At 61.8% G+C, this 21,512-nt stretch carries 24 protein-coding genes; 11 read left to right on the top strand and 13 right to left on the bottom strand.

Features of this window, described 5'->3' with window-relative positions:
- Window positions 1-18 precede the first annotated feature (18 nt).
- Entirely contained in the window at window positions 19-405 is a 387-nt protein-coding gene (locus AB0O81_RS04480) for a hypothetical protein (protein ID WP_363581647.1), read from the bottom strand.
- A gap of 63 nt (window positions 406-468) precedes the next feature.
- Window positions 469-990, bottom strand: a complete 522-nt coding sequence (locus AB0O81_RS04475) for a TetR-like C-terminal domain-containing protein (protein WP_363581645.1) — start codon at window positions 988-990, stop codon at window positions 469-471.
- A gap of 345 nt (window positions 991-1,335) precedes the next feature.
- Here AB0O81_RS04475 and AB0O81_RS04470 point away from each other — a divergent pair, with 345 nt between their 5' ends.
- On the top strand, window positions 1,336-4,071 hold the full coding sequence (locus AB0O81_RS04470; protein ID WP_363581643.1) for an AAA family ATPase: 2,736 nt from the start codon (window positions 1,336-1,338) through the stop codon (window positions 4,069-4,071).
- A gap of 379 nt (window positions 4,072-4,450) precedes the next feature.
- Here the strand turns inward: AB0O81_RS04470 and AB0O81_RS04465 are convergent, their stop codons facing one another.
- The 3 genes from AB0O81_RS04465 to AB0O81_RS04455 all read right to left on the bottom strand — a co-directional run bounded on the left by AB0O81_RS04465 (window position 4,451) and on the right by AB0O81_RS04455 (window position 7,885).
- Entirely contained in the window at window positions 4,451-5,722 is a 1,272-nt protein-coding gene (locus AB0O81_RS04465; protein WP_363581641.1) for a DUF4143 domain-containing protein, read from the bottom strand.
- A gap of 245 nt (window positions 5,723-5,967) precedes the next feature.
- The gene (locus tag AB0O81_RS04460) at window positions 5,968-6,975 is read right to left on the bottom strand and encodes an Abi family protein (protein ID WP_363581639.1); all 1,008 of its coding nucleotides are present in this window, start codon (window positions 6,973-6,975) and stop codon (window positions 5,968-5,970) included.
- A 394-nt stretch (window positions 6,976-7,369) separates the two neighbouring features.
- Window positions 7,370-7,885, bottom strand: a complete 516-nt coding sequence (locus AB0O81_RS04455) for a class IV adenylate cyclase (RefSeq protein ID WP_363581637.1) — start codon at window positions 7,883-7,885, stop codon at window positions 7,370-7,372.
- Between the two features lie 156 nt (window positions 7,886-8,041).
- Between AB0O81_RS04455 and AB0O81_RS04450 the strand changes: the two genes are divergently transcribed.
- From AB0O81_RS04450 to AB0O81_RS04435, 4 genes are all read left to right on the top strand, one after another.
- Window positions 8,042-8,527: a tetratricopeptide repeat protein gene (locus tag AB0O81_RS04450; protein ID WP_363581635.1), complete on the top strand. Its 486-nt coding sequence runs from the start codon at window positions 8,042-8,044 to the stop codon at window positions 8,525-8,527.
- A 70-nt stretch (window positions 8,528-8,597) separates the two neighbouring features.
- Window positions 8,598-9,263 carry an SDR family oxidoreductase gene (locus AB0O81_RS04445; RefSeq protein ID WP_363581633.1) on the top strand — a complete coding sequence of 222 codons (666 nt, stop codon included), beginning with the start codon at window positions 8,598-8,600 and terminating at the stop codon, window positions 9,261-9,263.
- A gap of 530 nt (window positions 9,264-9,793) precedes the next feature.
- A complete protein-coding gene (locus tag AB0O81_RS04440; RefSeq protein ID WP_363581631.1) occupies window positions 9,794-10,309 on the top strand; it encodes a winged helix-turn-helix domain-containing protein in 516 nt (171 codons plus the stop codon).
- Complete coding sequence (locus AB0O81_RS04435; RefSeq protein WP_363581630.1) at window positions 10,302-11,564, top strand: MFS transporter; 1,263 nt, start codon at window positions 10,302-10,304, stop codon at window positions 11,562-11,564. The genes AB0O81_RS04440 and AB0O81_RS04435 overlap by 8 nt, the downstream gene beginning before the upstream one ends.
- 883 nt (window positions 11,565-12,447) lie before the next feature.
- On the opposite strand, the gene AB0O81_RS04430 is transcribed toward AB0O81_RS04435, so the two are convergent.
- From AB0O81_RS04430 to AB0O81_RS04420, 3 genes are all read right to left on the bottom strand, one after another.
- On the bottom strand, window positions 12,448-12,858 hold the full coding sequence (locus tag AB0O81_RS04430; protein WP_363581628.1) for a hypothetical protein: 411 nt from the start codon (window positions 12,856-12,858) through the stop codon (window positions 12,448-12,450).
- A gap of 94 nt (window positions 12,859-12,952) precedes the next feature.
- On the bottom strand, window positions 12,953-13,312 hold the full coding sequence (locus AB0O81_RS04425; RefSeq protein ID WP_363581626.1) for a hypothetical protein: 360 nt from the start codon (window positions 13,310-13,312) through the stop codon (window positions 12,953-12,955).
- Window positions 13,313-13,393: 81 nt separating this feature from the next.
- The gene (locus AB0O81_RS04420; protein WP_363581624.1) at window positions 13,394-13,909 is read right to left on the bottom strand and encodes a hypothetical protein; all 516 of its coding nucleotides are present in this window, start codon (window positions 13,907-13,909) and stop codon (window positions 13,394-13,396) included.
- A gap of 243 nt (window positions 13,910-14,152) precedes the next feature.
- On the opposite strand from AB0O81_RS04420, the gene AB0O81_RS04415 reads away from it, so the two are divergent.
- Window positions 14,153-14,419, top strand: a complete 267-nt coding sequence (locus AB0O81_RS04415; protein ID WP_363581623.1) for a hypothetical protein — start codon at window positions 14,153-14,155, stop codon at window positions 14,417-14,419.
- Window positions 14,420-14,822: 403 nt separating this feature from the next.
- On the opposite strand, the gene AB0O81_RS04410 is transcribed toward AB0O81_RS04415, so the two are convergent.
- Together AB0O81_RS04410 and AB0O81_RS04405 are read right to left on the bottom strand one after the other, a co-directional pair.
- The gene (locus AB0O81_RS04410) at window positions 14,823-14,981 is read right to left on the bottom strand and encodes a hypothetical protein (protein ID WP_363581621.1); all 159 of its coding nucleotides are present in this window, start codon (window positions 14,979-14,981) and stop codon (window positions 14,823-14,825) included.
- A gap of 211 nt (window positions 14,982-15,192) precedes the next feature.
- On the bottom strand, window positions 15,193-15,363 hold the full coding sequence (locus tag AB0O81_RS04405) for a hypothetical protein (protein ID WP_363581619.1): 171 nt from the start codon (window positions 15,361-15,363) through the stop codon (window positions 15,193-15,195).
- A 142-nt stretch (window positions 15,364-15,505) separates the two neighbouring features.
- Between AB0O81_RS04405 and AB0O81_RS04400 the strand changes: the two genes are divergently transcribed.
- From AB0O81_RS04400 to AB0O81_RS04390, 3 genes are all read left to right on the top strand, one after another.
- A complete protein-coding gene (locus tag AB0O81_RS04400) occupies window positions 15,506-15,724 on the top strand; it encodes a hypothetical protein (protein ID WP_363581617.1) in 219 nt (72 codons plus the stop codon).
- A 698-nt stretch (window positions 15,725-16,422) separates the two neighbouring features.
- On the top strand, window positions 16,423-16,959 hold the full coding sequence (locus AB0O81_RS04395) for a helix-turn-helix transcriptional regulator (RefSeq protein WP_363581615.1): 537 nt from the start codon (window positions 16,423-16,425) through the stop codon (window positions 16,957-16,959).
- A gap of 375 nt (window positions 16,960-17,334) precedes the next feature.
- Window positions 17,335-17,877: a GrpB family protein gene (locus AB0O81_RS04390; RefSeq protein WP_363581613.1), complete on the top strand. Its 543-nt coding sequence runs from the start codon at window positions 17,335-17,337 to the stop codon at window positions 17,875-17,877.
- A 97-nt stretch (window positions 17,878-17,974) separates the two neighbouring features.
- On the opposite strand, the gene AB0O81_RS04385 is transcribed toward AB0O81_RS04390, so the two are convergent.
- Both AB0O81_RS04385 and AB0O81_RS04380 read right to left on the bottom strand, forming a co-directional pair.
- A complete protein-coding gene (locus AB0O81_RS04385) occupies window positions 17,975-18,529 on the bottom strand; it encodes an adenylyl-sulfate kinase (RefSeq protein ID WP_363581611.1) in 555 nt (184 codons plus the stop codon).
- 421 nt (window positions 18,530-18,950) lie between these two features.
- A complete protein-coding gene (locus AB0O81_RS04380) occupies window positions 18,951-19,163 on the bottom strand; it encodes a helix-turn-helix domain-containing protein (protein ID WP_363581609.1) in 213 nt (70 codons plus the stop codon).
- 94 nt (window positions 19,164-19,257) lie between these two features.
- Between AB0O81_RS04380 and AB0O81_RS04375 the strand changes: the two genes are divergently transcribed.
- Together AB0O81_RS04375 and AB0O81_RS04370 are read left to right on the top strand one after the other, a co-directional pair.
- Complete coding sequence (locus AB0O81_RS04375; RefSeq protein ID WP_363581607.1) at window positions 19,258-19,926, top strand: hypothetical protein; 669 nt, start codon at window positions 19,258-19,260, stop codon at window positions 19,924-19,926.
- On the top strand, window positions 19,913-21,061 hold the full coding sequence (locus AB0O81_RS04370; protein ID WP_363581605.1) for a tyrosine-type recombinase/integrase: 1,149 nt from the start codon (window positions 19,913-19,915) through the stop codon (window positions 21,059-21,061). Before AB0O81_RS04375 ends, AB0O81_RS04370 begins: the two co-directional genes overlap by 14 nt.
- A 13-nt stretch (window positions 21,062-21,074) precedes the next feature.
- Here the strand turns inward: AB0O81_RS04370 and AB0O81_RS04365 are convergent, their stop codons facing one another.
- The gene (locus AB0O81_RS04365) at window positions 21,075-21,512 is read right to left on the bottom strand and encodes a hypothetical protein (protein WP_363581603.1); all 438 of its coding nucleotides are present in this window, start codon (window positions 21,510-21,512) and stop codon (window positions 21,075-21,077) included.

Below are 21,512 nucleotides of genomic sequence, written 5' to 3'. Positions count from 1 at the left end.
GGGCCAGCGACGCGGGAGCTATTCGGAGACGTTCACAGTGAAAACGAGGTCTTGAATTCCGCCCCCGCTGTTCTGCATCGTGACTTCAGTTTCGCCGACGCCGACACCTTCGACGCCAGGGTTCATCTCGGCGCTTCCGCCCGATTCGCCGGCAATGAACACTGCGACGGAATCATCTGCGGTTTCGCCCGAATAGCTGTCTGTGGCGAGAGAGCCGGTGTTGATGTTGAGAAACTGCCCGACAACGAGGTCTACGGTCGCGCCCTGCAAATCGTTGGCTTCCATCGTCACCGGCGCGATCACATCTCCACCAATCGGGTCGTCCGAACTACTTGAGGTGCACGCACCGAGTGAGACTGCGAGGGTCGCGATAGCGGCAGCGGAAAGCAACTTTGCAAGTTTCATGCGGCCAGTATCGCAGACAAGCCGTGCGCGCTCGTGAAATCTGCCGGCTGCGAATCGCCTTGCTTACGTTGCGCTCCAGCTTGCGAGTGCCGTCACGACGCTGTCGGTAAGCAGGCTGTAGCTCTGGTCGACATCGACGGCTAGTTCGAATCCGCCAGTCGTTTCCAGCGCGATGAATCCGTGCAGCGCGGAGCGCAGGAACCGCGTGGCGTGAACGGCGTCGTCGCCATGAAGGTCGTAGCCAGACAGGACGTTGTAGATGACGTCGGCGATGGCGGTGGATGCTTCGAGATCCTCGTCGTCGTCGGCTTGGGCGGCGCGCATGGTCAGCGAGTACTGTCCCGGGTGAGCGCGTGCCCAGTCGCGGTAGGCCAACGCCATGCGCTTGACGGCGTCGTCACGGGAGCGCCCGATGGCAGCGTGGCCAAGCGCCTGGGCAAGGCGGGATTTCGCGTGGATCATCACTCCGCGCCGGATGCCGGGCATCCCATCGACGTGTTTGTACAGCGATGGCGCCCGCAGCCCGAGGCTCTCGGCGATCGCAGCGAGGTTGTGTTCGAGTCGGGCGCACGCTTGCCGCCGCATCGCTACCGGCTAGTGCGATTCTCTTGGCTTAGTACCACCTGACTCCCGGAGGTCCGCAGCGCCCGCAGACCGGTCGCTCTGCGCACACCTTTGACTCGCACCGATTGGGCTCTGCAAGACCCACTAACGACGGATCGGGCCGTCTCAATAGACCGGCACTAGTTCAAGCACGGTGAACCCACGACATATGCACGCTCAAACAACCGCCGCCGCGGCCCGTGAACGCTAGGTGCAAGGAGCGCCGACATGACTCGGCACGACAAGAAAAACAATGCACGACAAGAAAAACAATGCACGTAGGCACCATGCCTGGTGGTGACACGAGTACGCATGTATCCTGGTCGCATGCGCGGCGGACTGCGGAGCTGGAAGCGGGGAGTCGACTCCCGCGGCATCCGCAATGCCATCTCATACGCATTCGACGGAACCTGCGACGCTCACCTTTCCGAATCTGCCGGCGCGGCTGCGGCGGCGACCTACAGCGAGGGCGGCTCGGTCACGCGATTCACCGTCGTACACGGAATGATCGCGCGCGACAGTCTCGACCCTGTCCGCCTGCGTCGATGGATTGAAGGAGCTGAGCCCATCACGGGAACGCAGCGCGGCAGGCCGCACTGCACCGACAACGCGGACCTGCTTCTCGACGGCACGATCAATTTTCCAAAGTCGTACAGCATCGCGGCTCTGCTGGACCCTGCGCTTGCGGCTGAGTTCGAAGCGTTCCAGGATCGCATGCGCGATCAGACGATCACACTGTGGCAACGTGAGCTAAATGCGCGGCGTGGGCATGGCGGCAGCATCCGCGAAGATATTGCACGGCTCGAGGTCGTCGAGCTACAGCATCGACGCTCGCGCGCGCTCGACCCTCACATCCATCGACACTTGTGGCTGAACATGAAGGTGCAGGGCGTCGACGGCAAGTGGTCGAGCCTAGACTCACGCGTCGCGATGAAATTCCACACAGTCGTCAACGCCGAAGGCGAACTCGCAGCCAGAACCGATCCGCGATGGATCGCCGCGCTCGCGACTCACGGATACACCCTCGATGACGACGGTGAGATCGCCCAACTTGCGCACGTGGTGCGCCCGCTCTCTCGTCGCTCCAACAAGATCGAGGCCAACCGCACTCGCCTCATCGCGACTTGGCGAAACGAGCACCCTGGTAGCGACCCAAGCATTCATGACCTTCACCACATCGACGCCCTCGCATGGGCGCAAGAACGCCCGGCCAAACCCGCCCACCTCGATGAGGGGGAGTGGCAAGACCGAGTGCGCAGTGAACTTGCCGACATCGACCCCATCCTGCTCTGGCATCGCCACAATGCACTCCTTCAGTCAACGCCACTCGCCGACCTCGACCGTGATCACCTGGCGCAGATGGCAATTGTGGATGCTGATGCGCGGTCTGTCTCGAGCAGTGGGCGTTTCTCACCCTGGGACATTCGCGCGGGAGCGATCCGCGCCATCTCACGCAGCGGTATAGCTGCGGATCGCGCATCGCTCGATGAACTGATCGATGACGTCGTTGCGCGGGCGCTCGACGACACCTTCGACCTCGTGCCCGCGGATCCCGCCAAGCCGCCGCACATCAAGGCGCTAATGGCCTCGGAGACCGTGATGCTCAAGCTTCGCGTCGGCAACCGCTTCGCGAGCCTCGCGGCACCCGGCGCGTTACCAAACCAGAAACAGATGAGACAGATCGCGGGGGAGCACAGCCAACTCGACGCTGCGCAGCTAGCGGCAGCATCCACCATTGCAAGCACAAGCCGACTTGTCTCGGTGACCGGCCCCGCCGGATCTGGAAAGACGACGCTGCTCCGCGTCGCGCGTGACGCGCTCGCCCGCCAGCGCAGGACCATGATTCTCGTCGCCCCGACGAAGAAGGCGGCGGTCGTCGCCGAGCGAGAGGTGGGCGTTGCAGCATCAAGTCTGCACGCATTGCTCGCGGACTACGGATGGCGCTGGGGAGATGATCCAGTAGCCGGTCAGCGATGGTCGCGCCTGGGCGTTGGTGAAATCGACGAGGTCACCGGGCGTCGCTACGTCGGACCACAACGTTTTGCGCTGCGTGCTGGCGACCGCGTCATCGTCGATGAGGCCGGCATGGTCGACTTGCAGAGCGCGGACGCACTCGGGTTGGTTCTTGCGGAGACCGGCGCGGGGATGGCGATGATTGGTGACCCGCGTCAAGCTGCGCCGGTTGGCCACCTCGGGGCGATGGCGCTACTCACACGTCACGCCGACCATGTCGTCGAGCTGCATGCCGTGCATCGCTTTGCGAATCCGGAATATGGAAAGCTCACGCTGAAGCTACGGCAGGTTTCGACTCCGGCGGAAGCTACTGAGGTCGCCGAGATGCTCGAGGCAGGCGGTCACGTCGCGCGGGTCACAAGCACAGACGCCGCGCACGACGCGATGGTCGACGCATGGTTCGAACGAGCCGGTCGCGGTGAGCGCGTGGCGCTCGTGGTGGCGACCAACGACGACGCCAACGCGATCAGCGCCGCCATCCAACAGCGCCGGATCGACGCTGGAGAGCTGGTGATGGATGCTGTCGCGCTCGGTCGCGACGGACAACGGCTGTTCGTGGGTGATGTGATCCAGACCCGCCGGAACGACAGCGTGGCCGCTGTGCAGAACCGCGCGAGTTGGATCATCACCGGGATCGATGGCGACCGTCTCGCCGTCGCAAATCTGGCAGACTCGACGGAGACGCGCACGATCCGCGCCGAGTATGCGGCCGATCACGTTCAGCTTGCCTACGCTTCGACCGTGCACGGGATTCAGGGTGAGACTGTCGATACATCCATCGTGGGCCCGGGCGTCGACGCAGCGGGGCTCTACGTCGGGCTCACTCGCGGTCGCCGCTGGAACGAGACAATCGTCGTTGCGGGGTCTGCCCGCGCAGCGCGCGAAGAGTTGGCCGACGCGATGCGGCGGGGCGTCCCGGAGCCAACGATCGAGGAGTCTCGGAAGGGCGCTCAGGTCGATCTCAGCAGGGCGGCACTCCGGGTTGCGCCACCAGCAACCACGGCGCCGATCTCTCAGCCAGCAGTTTGCTCTGGTGGGATCGGCGTATGAAATCCCACGGCACACAAACGATGATGCCACGCTCAAAGAAATCCAGCCCACACCGGAGGGTTCCGGGCGGGCTGAACGATTGACAGCAATCTAGCACGCTCAGACGACATTGGGATCGGAGCAATAGCCTCAGCCGCTAGTCAACCAGGCCACGACCTACTCCGCCGCTGTGACCGTGGCGCCGGACATGATCAGGCTAATCATGGGTGTGGAGTTCCGCGCTCTTAAACGGTGTTCTGTGATCGCCGGTGTCTCGCAACCCATGGGATTCGAGACAGTTGCCCTGCCCCGTGGGATCGGCTGATGCACACGAGTGTTGAGGACTTCGGGCAGAAGTGTCGACGACTTCGGACATCGACACCTGCGGCGCGGGGCGTTCTCAGGAGGTGAGCAACGCGAGCGGGACAACCGCCACGCCATCCTGTCGACGATAGGCGTGGGCGCCCGTGTTGATGACGACGAGGTCGACGATCTGGTCGGGGAGCGACTTCTTCAGCCAGAGCAGGTGGCGAACGTCGTGGTCGGTGATCGCGGTTTTTAGCTTCACTTCAACACCGACAGCTTCTGCGTGTCCTCGGTGGATGATGAAGTCAATCTCGTGCCGCCCATCATGGTCACGGAAGTGGGACACCTGCGCGTCGTTCGCTGCCGCATAGGTCTGGAGGCTGAGGGCGACGAGTGCTTCGAAGAAATCGCCGAGGCGAGTTCGATCCCGGTTGTTGGTCACCGGTTGGGCGGCCGACAACAGTTTGACCTCATTGAGATTGAGTAGGCGCGCGGAGAGTGCCGGATCTGCGAGAAAGTGCTTCGGCGCGAGGGCAGTTCGCGACAGGAGCTTTTGACTGGGTGACCAGGCGTCGACTTGGTCGAGCAGGTAGAGGCTGCTGAGGACGTCGCGGTAGGCGATCGACGTCTTCTTCGTCGGTCCAGTTGGTTCACCTGGGTCGAGACTGGCACCGATCTTCGCGAACGTGGTTGCGGAGGCCGTGGCCGCGGCGTAACCCCGCAACCAGCCGCGCAGCAGTTCAGGCCGACGGATGCGGTGCCCCTGTTCCGTGAAGTCATGAGTGATGACTCGCTCGATGTAATCATCCAGCCAAACTCCGCGGGCACGATCACTCATTTGCCGGGGTTGCGGGAATCCTGAGGTGACGATTTCGCGGACGTAGTCGCGCAGTTCGACGTCACTGGACCCGTGGATGTCCGGGACGTCTGCGCTGAGCAGATCGCGGACTCGGACGGTGGGTATTACCAAGTTACGTTCCGCGATGGAGAGAGGTCGCATCCGGAATCTGATGATGCGGCCGGCGCCGGAGTGGAGGTGGGTGCCAACGGGGGCGGCGCTGCCGGCCAAGATGAACCGTTCGCCGGTCGAGTCACTGTCGACAAGGCGGCGGACACGGTCCCAGACCTCGGGGACATGTTGCCATTCATCGATGAGGACGGGAGTGTCTACTCGGTTCAAGTGCTTTGGATCCGCTTGGATCAACTCCCGCGTTTCGGGGAGATCCAAATCAAGAATTGTCTTCGCTCGCTGCCTCCCAGTGGAGGTCTTCCCGATCGCGCGAGCTCCATCGATGGAGATTGCAGCGAACGAAGGAAAAAGCTCGTCGATTGAGTCATCGATGATCCGTCTCTTGTACCCGTCCATAGTGATGAATCTCCCACCCACCTCGACTAGTACACCATCTTGATCGTTTCCAAGCTACCATTATGGGCACGCTTAGTCCACCGTTTTGAGCCTTCCTAGTACACTAATTTGATCCCGCTCCAGCCATAAACGACTGCGACAAATCGACGCCTCAAGGGAACCGCGTCGGCCGACTGCGTGTCTCGCAACCAAGGTGTCTCGAAATCCATGGGATGCGAGACCCAGCCGCAACGGCCTGACGACCACTAGTGCGTAGTATCTCCGGGGAGGTTCCAGAGCGGCTCGCCCTCCCAGCCAGCAGGGAATCCCATGCTGTCGATGTTGAGGTGTGGCGAGACGGGGAAAGTCGGGATGAGTGCTCGGAGCTGTGCGACCCATTCCGAGTATCCCGAGATGCCGCGTAGGAGGTACGCCATGATCGATAGTGCGTTGTAGAGGCCGAAGTCTTGCTTCGGGGCCGATTCGTGGCGAAGGTGATTCAGGAGCTGGATGGCACCTTCCTTGGGCCGGGTGGGGGCGACGACCAATTTCCTGTTGAACAGCCGCGCTTGGTGGGCTGCGACGTTCCGAACGTAGTTGATGCTCGAGATCCAGCTCGCCAGTATGGTCTTGGTCGGCACCTCGTAGTGACGTGCGATCCGAGTGGCGAGGTCGTTCTGCAAGCCGCCATACAGCGTGGCCAAGTTTCCCAGTTCCAGAATCTCGGTAAGAGCCCAGATCGGCATCTGATTGTCGTACTTCGTTCGGAAGTGTTCGACGAACGCTTCCTTCGAACTTGTGCGTCTCTCGTCCACTCGTGAGATCCACTCAGCGTGCTTGCTTGTCTCGATGTCCGTCTTCGGATTGAGATATGGTGCGACGAAACTGGGAACGAAGTTACGCTCGTTGAGATGCGCAAACGCTGATTCCGCGCCCAGGATGTAGCCGACCTGAGTTCGCAAGGAGACTTCGATGCGTTCGACGGCGTCGAGGACGAGAAGGCGAAGTTCGCGGTCGAATGCAATCAAGGCAGCTGCATGCTCGATGTAGGTATCCGCGCGATACGTGTTCAGTATTTTCGTGCGTGTGCGGCCCTGCGCGTCTACATATTGTTCAGACTGCCGGGCTGGGTACAGATAGCCGGTGAGTCGGTAGTAGCCGACCTCTTGTAGCAGGTTGGACGCGCTGGTGACGTCGCCGATCAACAAGCCGCGGTCGCGCAACTGTGCGATCTGTTGATCGATGGACAGCCACGGCTTTGTGTAGTCGACCACGTGTCTCCTAAAAGAAAATCAGCCCGAGCCGTGAGGCGAGCGGGCTGATCGTGATGAATCTAGGATACCACGCTCATCCCATGAGAGCACCGGCGGTGCCGGCGCTGTCCGCAGAGTTTCTGGGTCCAACCCGGCTGACACGTTTGATCCTTTGAACGGATCGTCACATCACTCCAGTAGGCGGGCCGCCGAGGTGTCTCGTAACCTCCGTGTCTCGAATCCCATGGGTTTCGAGACGCTTGGGTTCCGAGACAGTTTGACGCGGCGAATCGTCCCTGCGCGGATCGGTCAGTGAGATGGCCCTGTGATCGAATAGCGACGCTCGATTGACGCCGTCATCCGGCCCCACTCGCTGCTTACGACACGCTCTTAACGCGCCCGGAAAATGTACGGCCTATCGGGAGTCTTTGGCGAGGTCGACGTAAGCGGTCGAGACGAGCTGGGACGACTCGATGCCGAGAGTCGCCATGATTGACTGCGCCTCACTAGTTGCACCGTCGATGTCTGCAGGGTCGTCGATCGCCACTTCTAGTTCGATGAAGTCACCAAGGTCTTCGACGCGATCCAAATGGATACGGGTTCGACCGGCGACAAACGCAACGCGGTGCTTACGAACTCGGCCAGCCGAGCCGTACGCGAGGGTGAGCGTTTTGCGAAGCCCGTCAGGATCACTGGTCTCGGTTGCCGTGTAAAAGGAAGTGCGGGGTCCCGCCTCGTTGGGGCGTTGGTAGAAGATGAGCTCGCCGCGATTCTCATGGAGTGTTCGGAGCTTTAACCGACCGGCGCCGCAGCGGAAGAACGTATCGTCTTGCGCGATGTCGATGCGGGGCGATGTGGCAAACCGTGCAACCCGGTCGATGAGTGCGTCCCGATCGACGACGCGTGCTTTGATCTCGATGTTCGAAGGCATCAGACGATCAAAGCAGAATCCGAAGCGCTCGCATCTCACTGGATTCGGACTTTCGCTGACGGATCCGCATAGGTGCAGTGTCCGTGGGTGGGCATGGTGCGCGTGAACACTGCGATCACGCCGGTATGAGTGAGTGCGGTCAACCATCATTGCCACGTGAATGAGAAGGCTGAGTGGGATTCCCGGGTTGCGGCGTTCTGGGAGACTTTCGATGACAGCAAGCCTCAGGACATGCTGGCCGGCATGCGAGCGCTCGTTGAAGAGCGCCCCGAGGGAGGCGCACGAGCGCTGGCCGAGTGGGGCGGCGTTCATGATGCGCTCGATCTCGGCGCCCAAGCTGTCGAGCCATATCGCCGTGCGCTGGACGCTGGTTTGGGGCTTGAGGAACAACACCAGGTCACGCTCCAACTCGCGAGCACGCTGCGAAACCTCGGCTTCGTCGACGAGTCGATCGGCCTGCTCGAGCAGCTCGATGCTCCCGAGCTCGGTGATGCACCTGCCGCATTCCTTGCTCTTGCGCTTCACATCGCGGGTCGGCCCAACGACGCGTTGCGGACCGCGCTGACAGCCCTTGCCCCGCATCTGCCGATGTACGGTCGCGCTGCTAGCGACTACGCCGCGGAACTGGCGCCCGACGTATAGTCCGAGGCTGTCGACGATCCGCTTGCGCGCGTGAAACACCGGCGCAGGAAGCTGAGGATAGAGTGCGGTCATGGTCCTTGTTCTCGTTACCGGCGCGGCACGCGCCAACAGCATCGCCGCCGGCGTAGTCCCACGCCTTATCGCCGACGGATGGGAAGTCGTGACCAGCGACCTCCACGCCGGAGACTACCCATGCGATCTATCAACTTCTGAGGGCCCATCCGAACTCATCAAACGGGTAACCGAAGAGCGTGGCAAACTGAGCGGCCTCGTACTCAGCCACGCCCATGACGTCGAGTCAGGCATCCTTGACACGACGGCAGCGAGCTTCGATGCCCACGTCGCCGTGAACGCCCGAGCATCCCTCCTCCTGATCGCCGCCTTCGCACGACAGGCCTCACAGAGCGGCGGAGCCATCGTGGCGTTCACGAGCGATCACACAACCGGCAACCTGCCCTACGGCGCCTCCAAGGGTGCACTCGACCGGATCGTCATCTCCGCCGCGCGGGAGCTTGGACCGATCGGCATCTCCGCGAATGTGGTCAACCCCGGGCCGATCGATACGGGATGGATGGATGACGACCTGCGCGACGGCATGACTTCCCATCACCCGCTCGGCAGGATCGGCACTCCCAAAGACATTGCCGCGGTGACATCGTTCCTTCTCTCGGAGGAGGGCCGATGGGTCTCAGGCCAGCTACTCAAAACGGACGGCGGTTTCTCCGCCAGATACTGACGCCGAGTATTCTGAGCCTGCGATGAGGGATCCCTCGGTGATCGGACTTCAAAGTTTCCGTGACCAACCAGGTCAGGTCGATCGGTTGAGTGACAGGGAGGTCGATGTCAGTGGGGTCTGGCTCATGCATCCCGTTGCCCCGCCTCCCTGTTTGACTCGATCGTCGCTCGAATCGCCCCCCTCGCCATTACCAGCGGTGAGCGCGAGGTAGACGGCTTCCTCACGTTGGAACTGTGCGCCTCGCATTCCGTCTGTTTCCCGCTTGACCCGCCCGGTTCGGATTCGCTCACCCTGCGTTACACGCGACACTGAGTTTGTCTTGCAACCCTAGGGATATGGGGCGTCTCGCCAGTCCCTGCGGTGGCACACCGCTGGGACGCGACTGTGCTGCATCTCATGGGTTTCGAGACGCATAGGTTACGGGACACCCATTTCACTCGACGATCCCTCCCCGGACCACCTCAGTACGTGAACCGCGCCGGGCTTCCTCCTGGCTTGCTTAAGTGTCGGGATTAATCGACACTTAAGCGGTGACGGAAGAAGAGAGCGACACAGGCAACCGCGCGGCGCCCGTTCAGTTGAAGGCCTTGGCCAGCGAGCGGCGGCGGCGAATCATGTTCGTCTTGGCGACGGGGTCAGCTAGTGCCGCGGCTCTGGCCGAACAGCTTCGCGCCCCGAAAGGGAGTGTGATCTACCACCTCGAGGTGCTCGAGCGGGCGGGAATGGTCGTCCGAAATGGAACGCGCACCGTTCGCGGTGGGACTCAGGTGACGTGGCGTGTGGCCGCTCCGGCCTTCGAAGGGGAGACGGGCGAGGCAGGGATCCGTGCGCGGGTCGCAGTGCTGCACTCTTTGGCGACGCAGCTGGGCCAATCGAGCACCCCCCGGCTCTTCATCGGGCAGATGAGGCTCCACAATGCCGGGCGGGAGGAAGCGGCCGCGATCTTGAAGCGCGCGCTCGCGGAGATCCGAACGCTGGAGGACCCAACGGGGACCATGACGACAGTGTCTTCCTTCGTGTTCGGGGAATCCCCCGACGATGCCTGAACCGCGCCTTGGCCGCAACTTCCGACGCCTCTGGGCGTCATCCACTCTGACCGCTCTAGGGGACGGTATTCGACTGGTCGCGCTTCCCCTGCTCGCGACCCGTCTCACGGATGACACATCGCTGATAGCCCTGGTGACCGTGTGCACCTTCCTGTCGGCGCTCGTGTTTGGACCGATCGCTGGCGTGATCGTGGATGCCACGCGCCCTGTGGCGATCATCGTCACAGGGCACCTCATCCGCGCGGCGACCCTGGTCATCCTCGCCGCCACGATCCTCACCGGTGCGGCCTCCATCGCCACTCTCTGCGTCGCCGCCGTGGTGTACGGCATCGCCGAAGCCTTCGCCGACCCCGCTACCCAGACGCTCATCCCGCGCGCTGTCCCCAGGGATTCCCTGTCGCGCGCGAACTCGGATATTCAGACGGGGATGATCGTTGGGGAGATGTTCCTTGGCCGCGCTTTGGGAGGCGTGCTTTTCGCCCTCGCGACGGGCCTACCCTTGGCCGTCAACGCTTTTCTCCTCCTCGCCGCGACTCCGTTCGCCATCGGGATCCGCGTCACCAATACGCCCGCCCGCGACAAGATCGGAACCCGTGTTGGCCGGTTCTTCCGCCAACTACGTGAAGGGATCACCATCGTCCTCGACTCACGGCTCCTTGCGCGCATGTCGATCCTGTTGGCCGTGTGGGGTGCAGCCGCAGGCTCCTTCTGGGGCATCGCCGCGGTCTACGCCGCGACGATTCTCGACTCGGGCCCCTCCGGTTTCGGAATCATGCTCGCAATCGCCGCAATCGGATCACTTCTGGGCGCCCGTCTTGCCGTCCCCTTCACCCGCAAGTTCGGCGGGGCCAGCAGCGCACTCGTCGCACTGATCCTGAGTTCCTGCGCCATTGCCGGGCTGGGCCTCACGAACGAGCTCTGGATCGCGTCCGCCCTCTTGGCCATCAACGGGTTCGCAAACACGACTTGGAACGTGATGAGCGTCACAGTTCGACAGGCCAACATCCCCGAGCATGCCCTAGGCCGAGTGACGAGCACATACCAGGTAGTTGCCCGCGCCGCGGCACCTCTCGGCGTGGCCGTAGCTGGCGTGCTGGCACTGACCATCCCCGTCGGGGCCGTGTTCCAGATCGGTGCCGTGACCTACGGCCTGGTTGGCACTGTGATGTGTGTTCTGCTGTGGCGCGACCTGCAGGCAACATGGCCCGCTGGTCAGCGCAGCGCTCAACTCGTACCTGCCCAGGTGGTCCGGTAGGGGATCCGCTTGCGCGACTGAAAGCGTCGCGATCAGGGATCGGCTTCCGGAGCGGCCTATCGTTGTTTCGTGAGCGACAGCACCAAGGTGATTGTTCGAGAGGCGGTGGTCTCGGATGCCGAAGGCGTTGCCCGTGCTCACGTGGAGAGTTGGCGCGAGACGTATTCCGGGATTCTGGACGATCGTTTCTTCTCAGAGGAGGTCTTCGCGCAGCGGCTGACGTTCTGGAGTCGCTACTTGTCGCGGCAGCCAGGGCCCGACCGAATTTCTGTGGCGTTGCAGAATGAGAGGGTTGTCGGCTTCGCCAACGCTGGCGACGCGAGCGGCCCCGATGCCGAACACGGGTTCGCACCCGCACGTCCGCTTCACCTGTTTCCCTCTACCTCCTTGCTGCCGCTCACGGCAGCGGCGCGGGCCAGGCCCTTCACGACGCAGTGCTGGGCGAGGAACCCGCGCAACTCTGGGTGCTCCGCGGCAACGCCAGAGCTATCGCGTTCTACGCGCGCAATGGATTCGCCTTCGACGGGACCGAGTACACAAACCCCGCAGACCCGAACCTCGTCGAGCTCCGGATGTTGCGCTGAATCGAACCGCCTCCGACGAGCGGGGCTGGCACTGTCCGAAAGGCGGTCACCCAGCGGACACTCCCGCACGGTCTCTGGGATCTAAAGGTCGATGTGCCGGAAGGTGTCGCGTATACCCCGCCCGTTGAAGATTCGCGCTCAGGTACCTCTTACGCAACACCAGCTCGCGGCTGCCGGCAGTCTCATAACCCTAGGGATATGGGACGTCTCGCCAGTCCCTGCGGTGACAGACCGCTGGGACGCGACTGTGCTGCATCGTATGCGTTACGAGACAAAAAAGTTACGAGACAGCGGAACGCTCAGCGGGACGACTCAGGAGGAGTCTCAGGGAAGTTGAGCCAGCGCCACGATCGATCCCGGAATAGGAGGAAGCGATGCCAGTAGTTGGACCAGAACCACAAGGCGTCTATGTCGTCGAAGCCCTGGGGCGGAAGTTGAGGCGTCTCGAAGTCGTCGGTGAAGAACCGGCCAGGTAGTACTTCATCGAGCGGGACCAAGAACAGATGCCGCTCGGAAACGTCAGAAGTCTTCCTGACCTTCTCGATGTGCGACGCGATGTGAGCTTGGCCGTGCCAGCTCTCCACAACCTTCGAGAAATCAGCTGGTGCGGAATCCAGAAACTCGCTACGGATGCTCGGGTAGACCGCAACTCCCGCACTGAACAGCGACCGCCGCAGAGTTCCCGTTCCATTGGCAAGGAACGTGTTCACATCGGTCTCTGTCGCTAAGACTTCCGCTGGGAGGTTTTCAGGGGTGTCGACTGACCATTCAGACCGGGCTGAGTGCTCAATAGCAGATCGAGGTCTAGCTACGTTTGGGCAGCAGCTGCAGCACTGAAACCATCACCATGACGGCGCCCACGATCACAGGGTAGGCGGTGACCGCGCCATAGGGAATCGTGTTCAGCGGGTCCAGCCAGTCAGACGGCGCAGACGACCATCTCACTCGCATTGCGGCCATTACGATGACCACGAGAATGATGAGAATTCCGGCAGACAGACCGACGATGGGCCAGCGCCACGCGATGACGACCGCGCCGGCGCCGACGAGGGCGGTCAAGGCGAGAGCCAGGGGACTGAATATGAAGTTCTCTGGGACTCGCACCGTCGAAGCCACGGTAACGAGGTAGTACATGACGGCCCCCGTTACGAGACCGATCACCACCGACAAGCCAACCTTGGAACCACTCGCTCGTGCTTTCCCCAATTCAGTCGGGGATACCGATCCGGACATCATCTACGTCCCTCAGACGCTGCAGGCCAGGTTCACGCTTGGTGACGACGCGACCAAGGATGAGCCGATGGCATTTTCTCCGAACCAACCCGTGCTCGCGGTGCCCGTGCAGGTTCTGGACGTTTGCCAGTAAGTGGTGTACCCAGGATTCACCGTCACCGAAATACACGCCCGCTGGGCAGGCCAAGGCCATGCGGAGGAGTAGAGGATGCCGTTGACCCGTGTAGCGGAGCAACCTGCACTGAGCCCATGAGAATGGGACACCCGCGCCTTGCCAGTGGCGACGTACGCGTTACTGACGGTCGATGTCGCAGTGCATGCAAGCGTGACGGCCTCTTGTACCACCACCCCGTCACTGTAGATCAGCTTCGCAGTTTCTCCGGCTGCCAGCTTGACGCCGGCCGGCAGCGCGGCTGGGGTATAGACCCCGACCGTCTCTCCCGATGATTTCAGCGATGCCGTGTCGGGTGCGCCGATCGGCATCTTTTCTGAGGTCAGGTAAAAGACACGGACCGAGCCGGCATCCACAGTGCCACCACCATCCTGGTCGCCGGTAGCTGCGTTCGCTGGAGTTGCAGCGAACGCCAGCGTGCCTGCTACCAATACGGCAGCGGATATCGCAGCAAGCCCACTTCTTACAGTTTGCAGTTTCTTCCTTCCCGGGGCCACGCGAGTCAGCCTTGACTCGGTCACGCGACACCCATTTGATCAAGGGATTTCAACCGTATATAGATTGCGCCTTTGTGCACAAGACATCCGAAAGGACGACTCGTGTTTGGTGTAGGCCTCCCGCTCATCGGACTGGACCGAGTCGATGTTCGAGCTCGACGCGAGTTGCCGCGCGACACCGCGATCAGCCGCGGCCCCGAGCAGCCAATCATCCCAGTCGATGTGGACCTGGTCGGACTTATCGAGCGCGTCTACGTAGCGCCCGATGCACCCGAATGGATCACGAGCGTCGTAGACAACGTCACGCGACGCTACGGGTTCGAGTTCCCGGTCTTGCAGTGGGATCTCGCGACCGACCCGATTGCTTGAGAAGTGACATCGAACGGATCGGTCGCGAGACGAGCCTGCGAGCCGATCGGTCACCAGCGACCACGTCGATGAGGTCTTCGGATACCTTTTGAGCTATGTGGAATTCAGTGAAAGTCGTCAGACGAATTCAGTTCGTCACGCTCGGTCTGTGGGTGGTCGGGCTGGCACTTTCGCTGCTACCTGTCTCGGAGGGCCTTTCTCGCGCAGGGCTCGCTGTGTGGATCGTCAGTATGACCATCTTTTTCATTGCGTTCGGCCGGGCGATGTGGTTGTCGTCGACGGAGAGTGAGCGATCGTAGACGGTTCTCGGCGCAGCCCGTAGCTTTGATGGAAGCCCGGAAGCCGCTCCCTAGACGGACAGCCTCATCGGGCGTGCGCGCGCCGAATTGTGAAGCGTTGCCCGCTAGCGGAGGTCTTGCACTGGCGCCTCTGGGCGCCAGTACCGTGCGCCGACTGCGAAAGTGACACAGAGCGCCACAAGTCCTGCGACGACCAACGGGTGGACTTCGGCTCCGGACGGGAACAACGAGGGAATGAGCAAGATGACGATGCTCGCGCTCACGGAGAATCCAATGATGCACAAAACACTCAGTGCGGTCACACTCGGCCACCAACGATTTCTGGAACGGTCCATATCAACGACCACCTACGGGCCCAGCAGCTCAAGTACCACCAGTCGTGCTAAAACACCCCACGACTACAAGGAACTTGAATGCTGCTGTGCCGCTTCGACGCGATGGCCGGATAAGCACCTGACGCCTGAGGAGCCTGCCCTAGGCGCTTCCACCGATGTTGCGACCCCAAGGAATATCGAAGCGCTTTCTCGTAGTGGGATCCTTGTCGCCAGCGGCGCGTGCGGCACGAATTTCTTCATCGCTCATCGGCCGACCGGTGAGCAACCACTTCAAGCGCGTCCGCAGCGAGGGCTTCTCTTGGTTATCCATAGCAACCTCCATATTCAGGTCTTATCCCACAGTGCCTTAGCTCCACTCACCTGTCCAGATCGACGTATCCATCCAATTCGTCGAGCGTCTCAAGTGCATGCGTGAGCGTGCGAGATGGGGGCGCAGGTGAGAGCATGGCATCGTGACCGCACCAGTTCGATTTGTCGTCGACGGCGAGGCGTTTGACGTGGTGAAAGATGGCGACTCAATTCACCACACCTGGGTCAGTGGCCCGAACGCGAATTACGGGTTCTCGGTTGGCGGATCGGGCGCTGCTTCGCTCACGGACGACGACATCCGCTCCGAGATCCGTGCGTTCCTCGCTGAGATCGATCCGCGCACCGGCTTTCTCATCGATTGACGGTCGCCCAGCGGACACTCCCGCACGGTCACTGCGATCTACAGGTCGAGGTGCCGGAGGGTGTCGCGCATGCCCCGCCCGTTGAAGATTCGCGCTTCGGTACCTCTTACGCAACACCAGCGCGCCGCTGCCGTCCGTCTCGCATCCCATGGGTTTCGAGACGCTTGGGTTACGAGACTGTTTGACGCCGCGGATCGTCCGTACACGGATCCCCTACTGCGAGAGCCGGCGCCGCCCGCGCGCGCGACCACGAACGTGACGCACACTACGACGGCAGTCGCGGCGAGCCACAACCAAACACTTGAGTCGATGCCCATGAGTGACCTCTGAAATGACCCACAAACTGAGGTACCCCCGGCGGGCGCGTCTGCGCACCAGCCTCCGGTGACGATCGGAGCAAATAGGACGGCTACTGCAAGCACGCCAAGTGCGCCGAGCCAGATTGTGGCCGTGGCAGACTTCCGTCGATGAGTCATGAAGACAGTCAACCAGCAGCAACCCTTCGTCATGATGATCGATGCCGAGTCGTGAGGGTAACGGCGATCACGCGAGGTGAAGCGATAGCGCGCATGAGGATGCGCTCTCGCGACCGGTTGCTCGCGAGAGAATGAGTGGCGGGGCGATGGCGGCTGACTGGCGGGGCGATGGCGGCAGCGTGACGTGGTGCTGACGTAAAGGGTAGAGCGAGGATGAATCGTATGAACCAGACACGAATTATTGAACTTCGGCAGGCGCAGGGCTGGACCCAAGAGCGACTTGCGACAGCGAGCGGCGTCGGCCTCCGAACTGTCCAACGGCTCGAAGCTGGCCAAGACGCCAGCCTGGAAACACTGTCCTTGGTAGCCGAGGCACTGCAGGTTCCTGTCCGGGATCTTTTCACCACGATTGACAATGCCGCCCTCAATAGTCGCGTGGATTCACTGCAGGGCCGCGCTGACGATCAACAGGCGGCACGCGACCGGGTCACCGGCGCGTGGCGATCGCTCTTTATCGGTATCGGCGTAGTCGCGACCCTGCTGAGCTTCACCTTCGCGCAGGGGTTGGTCTTGTTTCTTGGGTACTGGATCGGCGGCTACATTATTCTGATTGCGATTCGTAGGCTCTACCTCGAACCGCACCTCGAGGAAAAGTACCCGCTGTCGCGACCCAAGGAGTCGCGTCGCTCTCGCCGGGAGAAGCTGCGCGAGACCGCAGCGCCCGCAGCTGTCGAGGCCATCCCCGCAACGGATCAGTGAGCACCACGGACGAGCGCGATCTGCCCTTGCCCTGACAGAAAGACGTCTGCCTCGCCCACAGGCGGATCTTTCTTCGCGAATGCTCAGTCGCGCTGGCCGATCGCCTAACTGTCACCCACCGCTATTGCACGACCTATCTGGCGCGTCTGTTTCCCGCTTGACCCGCCCGGTTCGGATTCGACCACCCCTGCGTTAGACGCGACACTGAGTTTGTCTTGTAACCCTAGGGATATGGGGCGTCTTGCCAGTCCATGCGGTGGCACACCGCTGGGATGCGACCGTGCTGCATCTCATGGGTTTCGAGACAACCGAGTTACGAGACACGTAGGGCAAGCGTCGAACGCGACAAGTGACCGCGTGTGGGAGCATGTCGAAATGCCCGTAGAAGTCGTTCCGTATACCGAAGAGTGGCCCAAGCGTTTTTCCAGCGTGGCGAGCGATCTTCGCCTGGCACTCGCGACTGTGCCAGTGGCGTCGATTGAACACGTCGGCTCCACTGCTGTGCCGGGCCTTGCGGCTAAGCCTGTCCTCGACATTGACATCATCGTGGAACGCCAGCACGTCGCAGATGCCGTCGCAGCACTCGCGGCCGTGGGCTATCTCCACCGCGGCGACCTGGGTGTGACAGACCGTGAAGCACTAGATGCACCCGATGAACATCCGGCGCGCGACGTATACGTCTGCGTGAGAGGCACGCTGCATCTAAGGAACCACTTGGCTGTGCGTGATGTGCTTCGGCGGCGCGATGATTTGCGTGATCGATATGGTGCAGTCAAGACCGAGCTGTCCGGCGACCCCGCCATCGATATCGACACTTACATCTCGCGAAAGTCGAACGTGTTGCAGGAGGTGCTCGCAGCCTCAGATCTGTCCACCGAGGAAAAGGCCCTCATCTTCGACTTGAACACTCAACGTTGAGGCTCCGCCGGACCAGGCGAAAGCCGATCGATTCGTTCACCAACACTGCCTCGCATTCCACGGGTTACGAGGCACATCGCCGGTTTAAGGCGTGTTGCTAAATGCTCGGGCGATCGGTCCCCGCTGAGCTGACCAGCCAACCAGCTGCCGAGAGCATCTCGCGGGCGATGTCGGCGGTGGAACGGTTATCGGTGATTATCGTGTGCGCGGTGTTCGCGGCGTCTAGTCTCGCAGCGGCGAGGTTGCTGCGTTCGATGTGCTCTTCCAGCGCTGACCCGATCTCGCGTTGAGCAAGACGCTGGGCCGCGGTAGTGTCGGTCGCGGTCAACAGCGCGCCGAATGAGCGGACGTCTGGACCAAGAGCAGCGACCAGCGTAGGGATCTGCAACACGCTGACGGTGTTGGTGTAGATCAGTCGGGAGTACCCGGCCGACCGGTAGTTCCTCCACATGGCCGCAAGGTTTTGCTCTGCAAGGTCGATTCCGTTGCGCCACGGTTCTGGATATGCCTGATCAAGGTTGTCGCCTTCGATGACGGCGTGACGGATGTCGGCACGTGCCAATATGTGCGAGGCCTCAGCGGCGACCGACGACTTGCCGACGCCAGAGCGCCCACCAATGAAGATCACATCCGTAGAGATATCGACTTGCATCCACCCATCTTGCTACGAGTAGTCAGATTGCAGTTCAAGTGTCTCAAAACCCTACATTTTCGGGACGTTCCAGAATCGACTGAGCAACCGCGGCGCTTCCAGCGACGTTCCACATGATCGTCAGTCCCGCAACTATGCGTCATAAGTTAGGGCTTGGATTCGAGTACTCACCATTAGTTATGGGACACCAAGGCAGCAGGTATCGGGAAGCTGATTGGTAGGCGCGAGTATCACCGCGTCAGCAGTCAACGGACCGGCAAGAAGCAGACCGCCTCCCGTTCCGCGTTCTATCGCCGCGCAGCAGAAATCACGCCCTGATCACACACGCCACGGCGGCGGGGCGACACGGAGCGATCACAGAACACGGCCATAGAGCGCCGAGCTCCACAGCCTCGGGCGTAGCGGAGCGCACGATGACGCTCTAGCGAGAAACAAATACGTCGTCCGTTCGCGAGCATGCGCGGCTCTCCATCCACGAAACGATCTCGGACCGCTTGTAAAGAATCGTCTTCGCGGACAATCGATAGAACGTCGGACCGCCACCGCGATACCGCAGCTGTGCGATCGCCGCTCGTGTCATGCGCATCAGCGATGCGGCCTGGGGGAGTGTGAGCCACTCATCATCAGCATCCATTTCCACCTCCTGCGTCGCCATGTCACCGATACGCAAACACTAGAGCGATTGCGTACCCATGTCAATAGCGCGCAACATATGGCATGATGTGCACATGCAGACAGCGTCGTTCAACTCATCCGGAGCTACCATCACCGTGCCACCGGGAATCGCCCTGCGCCCAGTCGTGGACGGATGGACTGACCTCAGCATCAGCGACCTCAGCCCGGTCGGAGACGAGCGCCCAGCGCGAGCCACGTTGCGCCTTGAGTACTCCGAGAGCAAAGGTCTCTTCGAGGTCGCCGCGTTCGGAATCGACCGCGGCGACCTGCCTTTCGAAGTATCAGGTGCGTTGCTGCGCACCGTTCGGGTGCACGCGATCGCACGCGACGCGATCTTTGCTGCGCTCCCGTCGTGGTTGCGCGAGATCGCTCAGTTGCGCACTCTTGGTGCGCGCGGGGGCCTCCGCAGTTTTGCCGAGTTCGACCTCTCCGGCGATGACGCAGTGCTTCTGACCGCCCTGGTGTACAGAATTGCCGAGATCTCGGGGGAGAACCCGGCGCTGGCTGTTGCGGAATCAATCGGCTTAAAGCAACGCACGGCGACGAACTGGGTTCAGCGTGCCCGCACCGCCGGCTTCATGACAGACATCGACCACGGCAAGGCGGCGCGTCGAGTCGCTCAGGCGATTAAGCCTCTCTGGAATGCGCACCTCAGCGAAGTATTCACGAGCCTGAAAGCAGGCGAGGGTACAGCTAGCGAGGCAACTCATGGGAACGATTGACGCATACGAGACTGCGCGCGGTAAGCGCTACCGCGTTCGATACCGCACGCCTGATCACCGACAGACCGACAAGCGTGGGTTCAAAACGAAGCGCGATGCTGATCTGTTTCTCGCTACGGTCGAAGTGTCCAAAGCGACGGGCGAGTACATCGAGCCGGCGCGAGCCCGCACAACGATCGCCGAACTCGGCGTCGGGTGGCTCGAAGCCAAGCGATCACGACTGAAGCCATCGAGCTACCGCGCCCTCGAAGATGCCTGGCGCGTCTATGTCATGCCCCGGTGGGGGACTACGGCCGTATCGGCGATCACCCACAGCGATGTGCGCACATGGGTTGCGCAGCTGTCGGCCGGCACTGCGAAAACTAATCGGCGCGAGCATGCGCGCACCCGCGGGCAAGGTGCGCGCCCGAAGAGTGCGACCGTCGTGATTCGTGCATACGGTGTACTCGCCTCGGTGCTCGACATCGCAGTCAAGGATCGCCGCATTCCTCACAATCCCGCTCGCGGCGTCGACAACCTTCCGCGCAAGCAACGCAAGGCGCATCAATACCTCAGTCATGTCGAGATCGAACGCCTCGCGGCTGCCTCTGGCGAGTACTCGACTCTCGTCTACATCGCGGCTTACACCGGATTGAGGTGGGGTGAACTGACCGCGTTGCGCGTGCGCGACGTGGACGCCCTCCGTCGACGCCTCGCCGTTAATGAGAACGCAGTACGCGTTGGTGCTGACATTCACGTGGGATCGCCTAAGACGCACGAACGGCGATCGGTGCCTTATCCAGAGTTCCTCGCTCTGCCCATCGCGCGGCTGTGTGAAGGAAAGGCGCGCGACGGTCTTCTGCTTGGTGATGGGATCGACTACCTCGGTCGTCCGCGATCGTCAGGCGCTTCGCGTTCGTGGTTCATGACTGCTTTGGATGCTGCAGAGCTCGAGCGAATGACCGTGCACGACCTTCGGCACACCGCCGCTTCCCTCGCGATCAGTTCTGGCGCGAACGTCAAGGCCGTGCAGCGGATGCTGGGGCACGCGTCTGCCGCCATGACCCTGGACGTCTACGCGGATCTCTTCGACGACGATCTCGACACGGTGTCGGCATCGTTGAACGATGCGCGCGCGGCCGCGATCGCTCGCTGAGGAGGAACGCATCTCACCTGCGTCGTTGCTCTGCGCGAATGTCCCGCAGCACTTCGGACAGTCCCAGCTGCGCCTCTAGCGCCCACTTCTTATACTCAGGGAAATCTGGGTCGTCGAAGTGCGCTCGCAACTTGGCGTCGTCGCCAACCCGTTCTGCCCACAGATTTGGTAGTCGTTCAGGGCTTAGTGCACCGATAAGGGTGAGTGCCTCCGCACCCATGCGTTTTGACTCTTGCGAGTCAGCCGAACCGCCGCGGTTGAAGTTCTCAGAGAGGCGAGTGAGGGTCTGCAGCTCAAACATCAGGTGAGCATGTCGCAGTGCACTCGCTCTATCTGCGTCGGCGATGTCTCGGGCGTTTCGACGATCGAGAGCGGAGATCACGAGGGCAACAATTGCAGCCGCCACGGCTGCGAGCACTGCGCTCAGCTGGATGGCATCAGATGGCGTCAT

It is taken from the genome of Microbacterium sp. NPDC076911, from assembly GCF_040687125.1.
Classification (GTDB): domain Bacteria; phylum Actinomycetota; class Actinomycetes; order Actinomycetales; family Microbacteriaceae; genus Microbacterium.
Note: the sequence above shows the minus strand (reverse complement) of the source record. Positions and strands in the feature narration are given on the sequence as shown.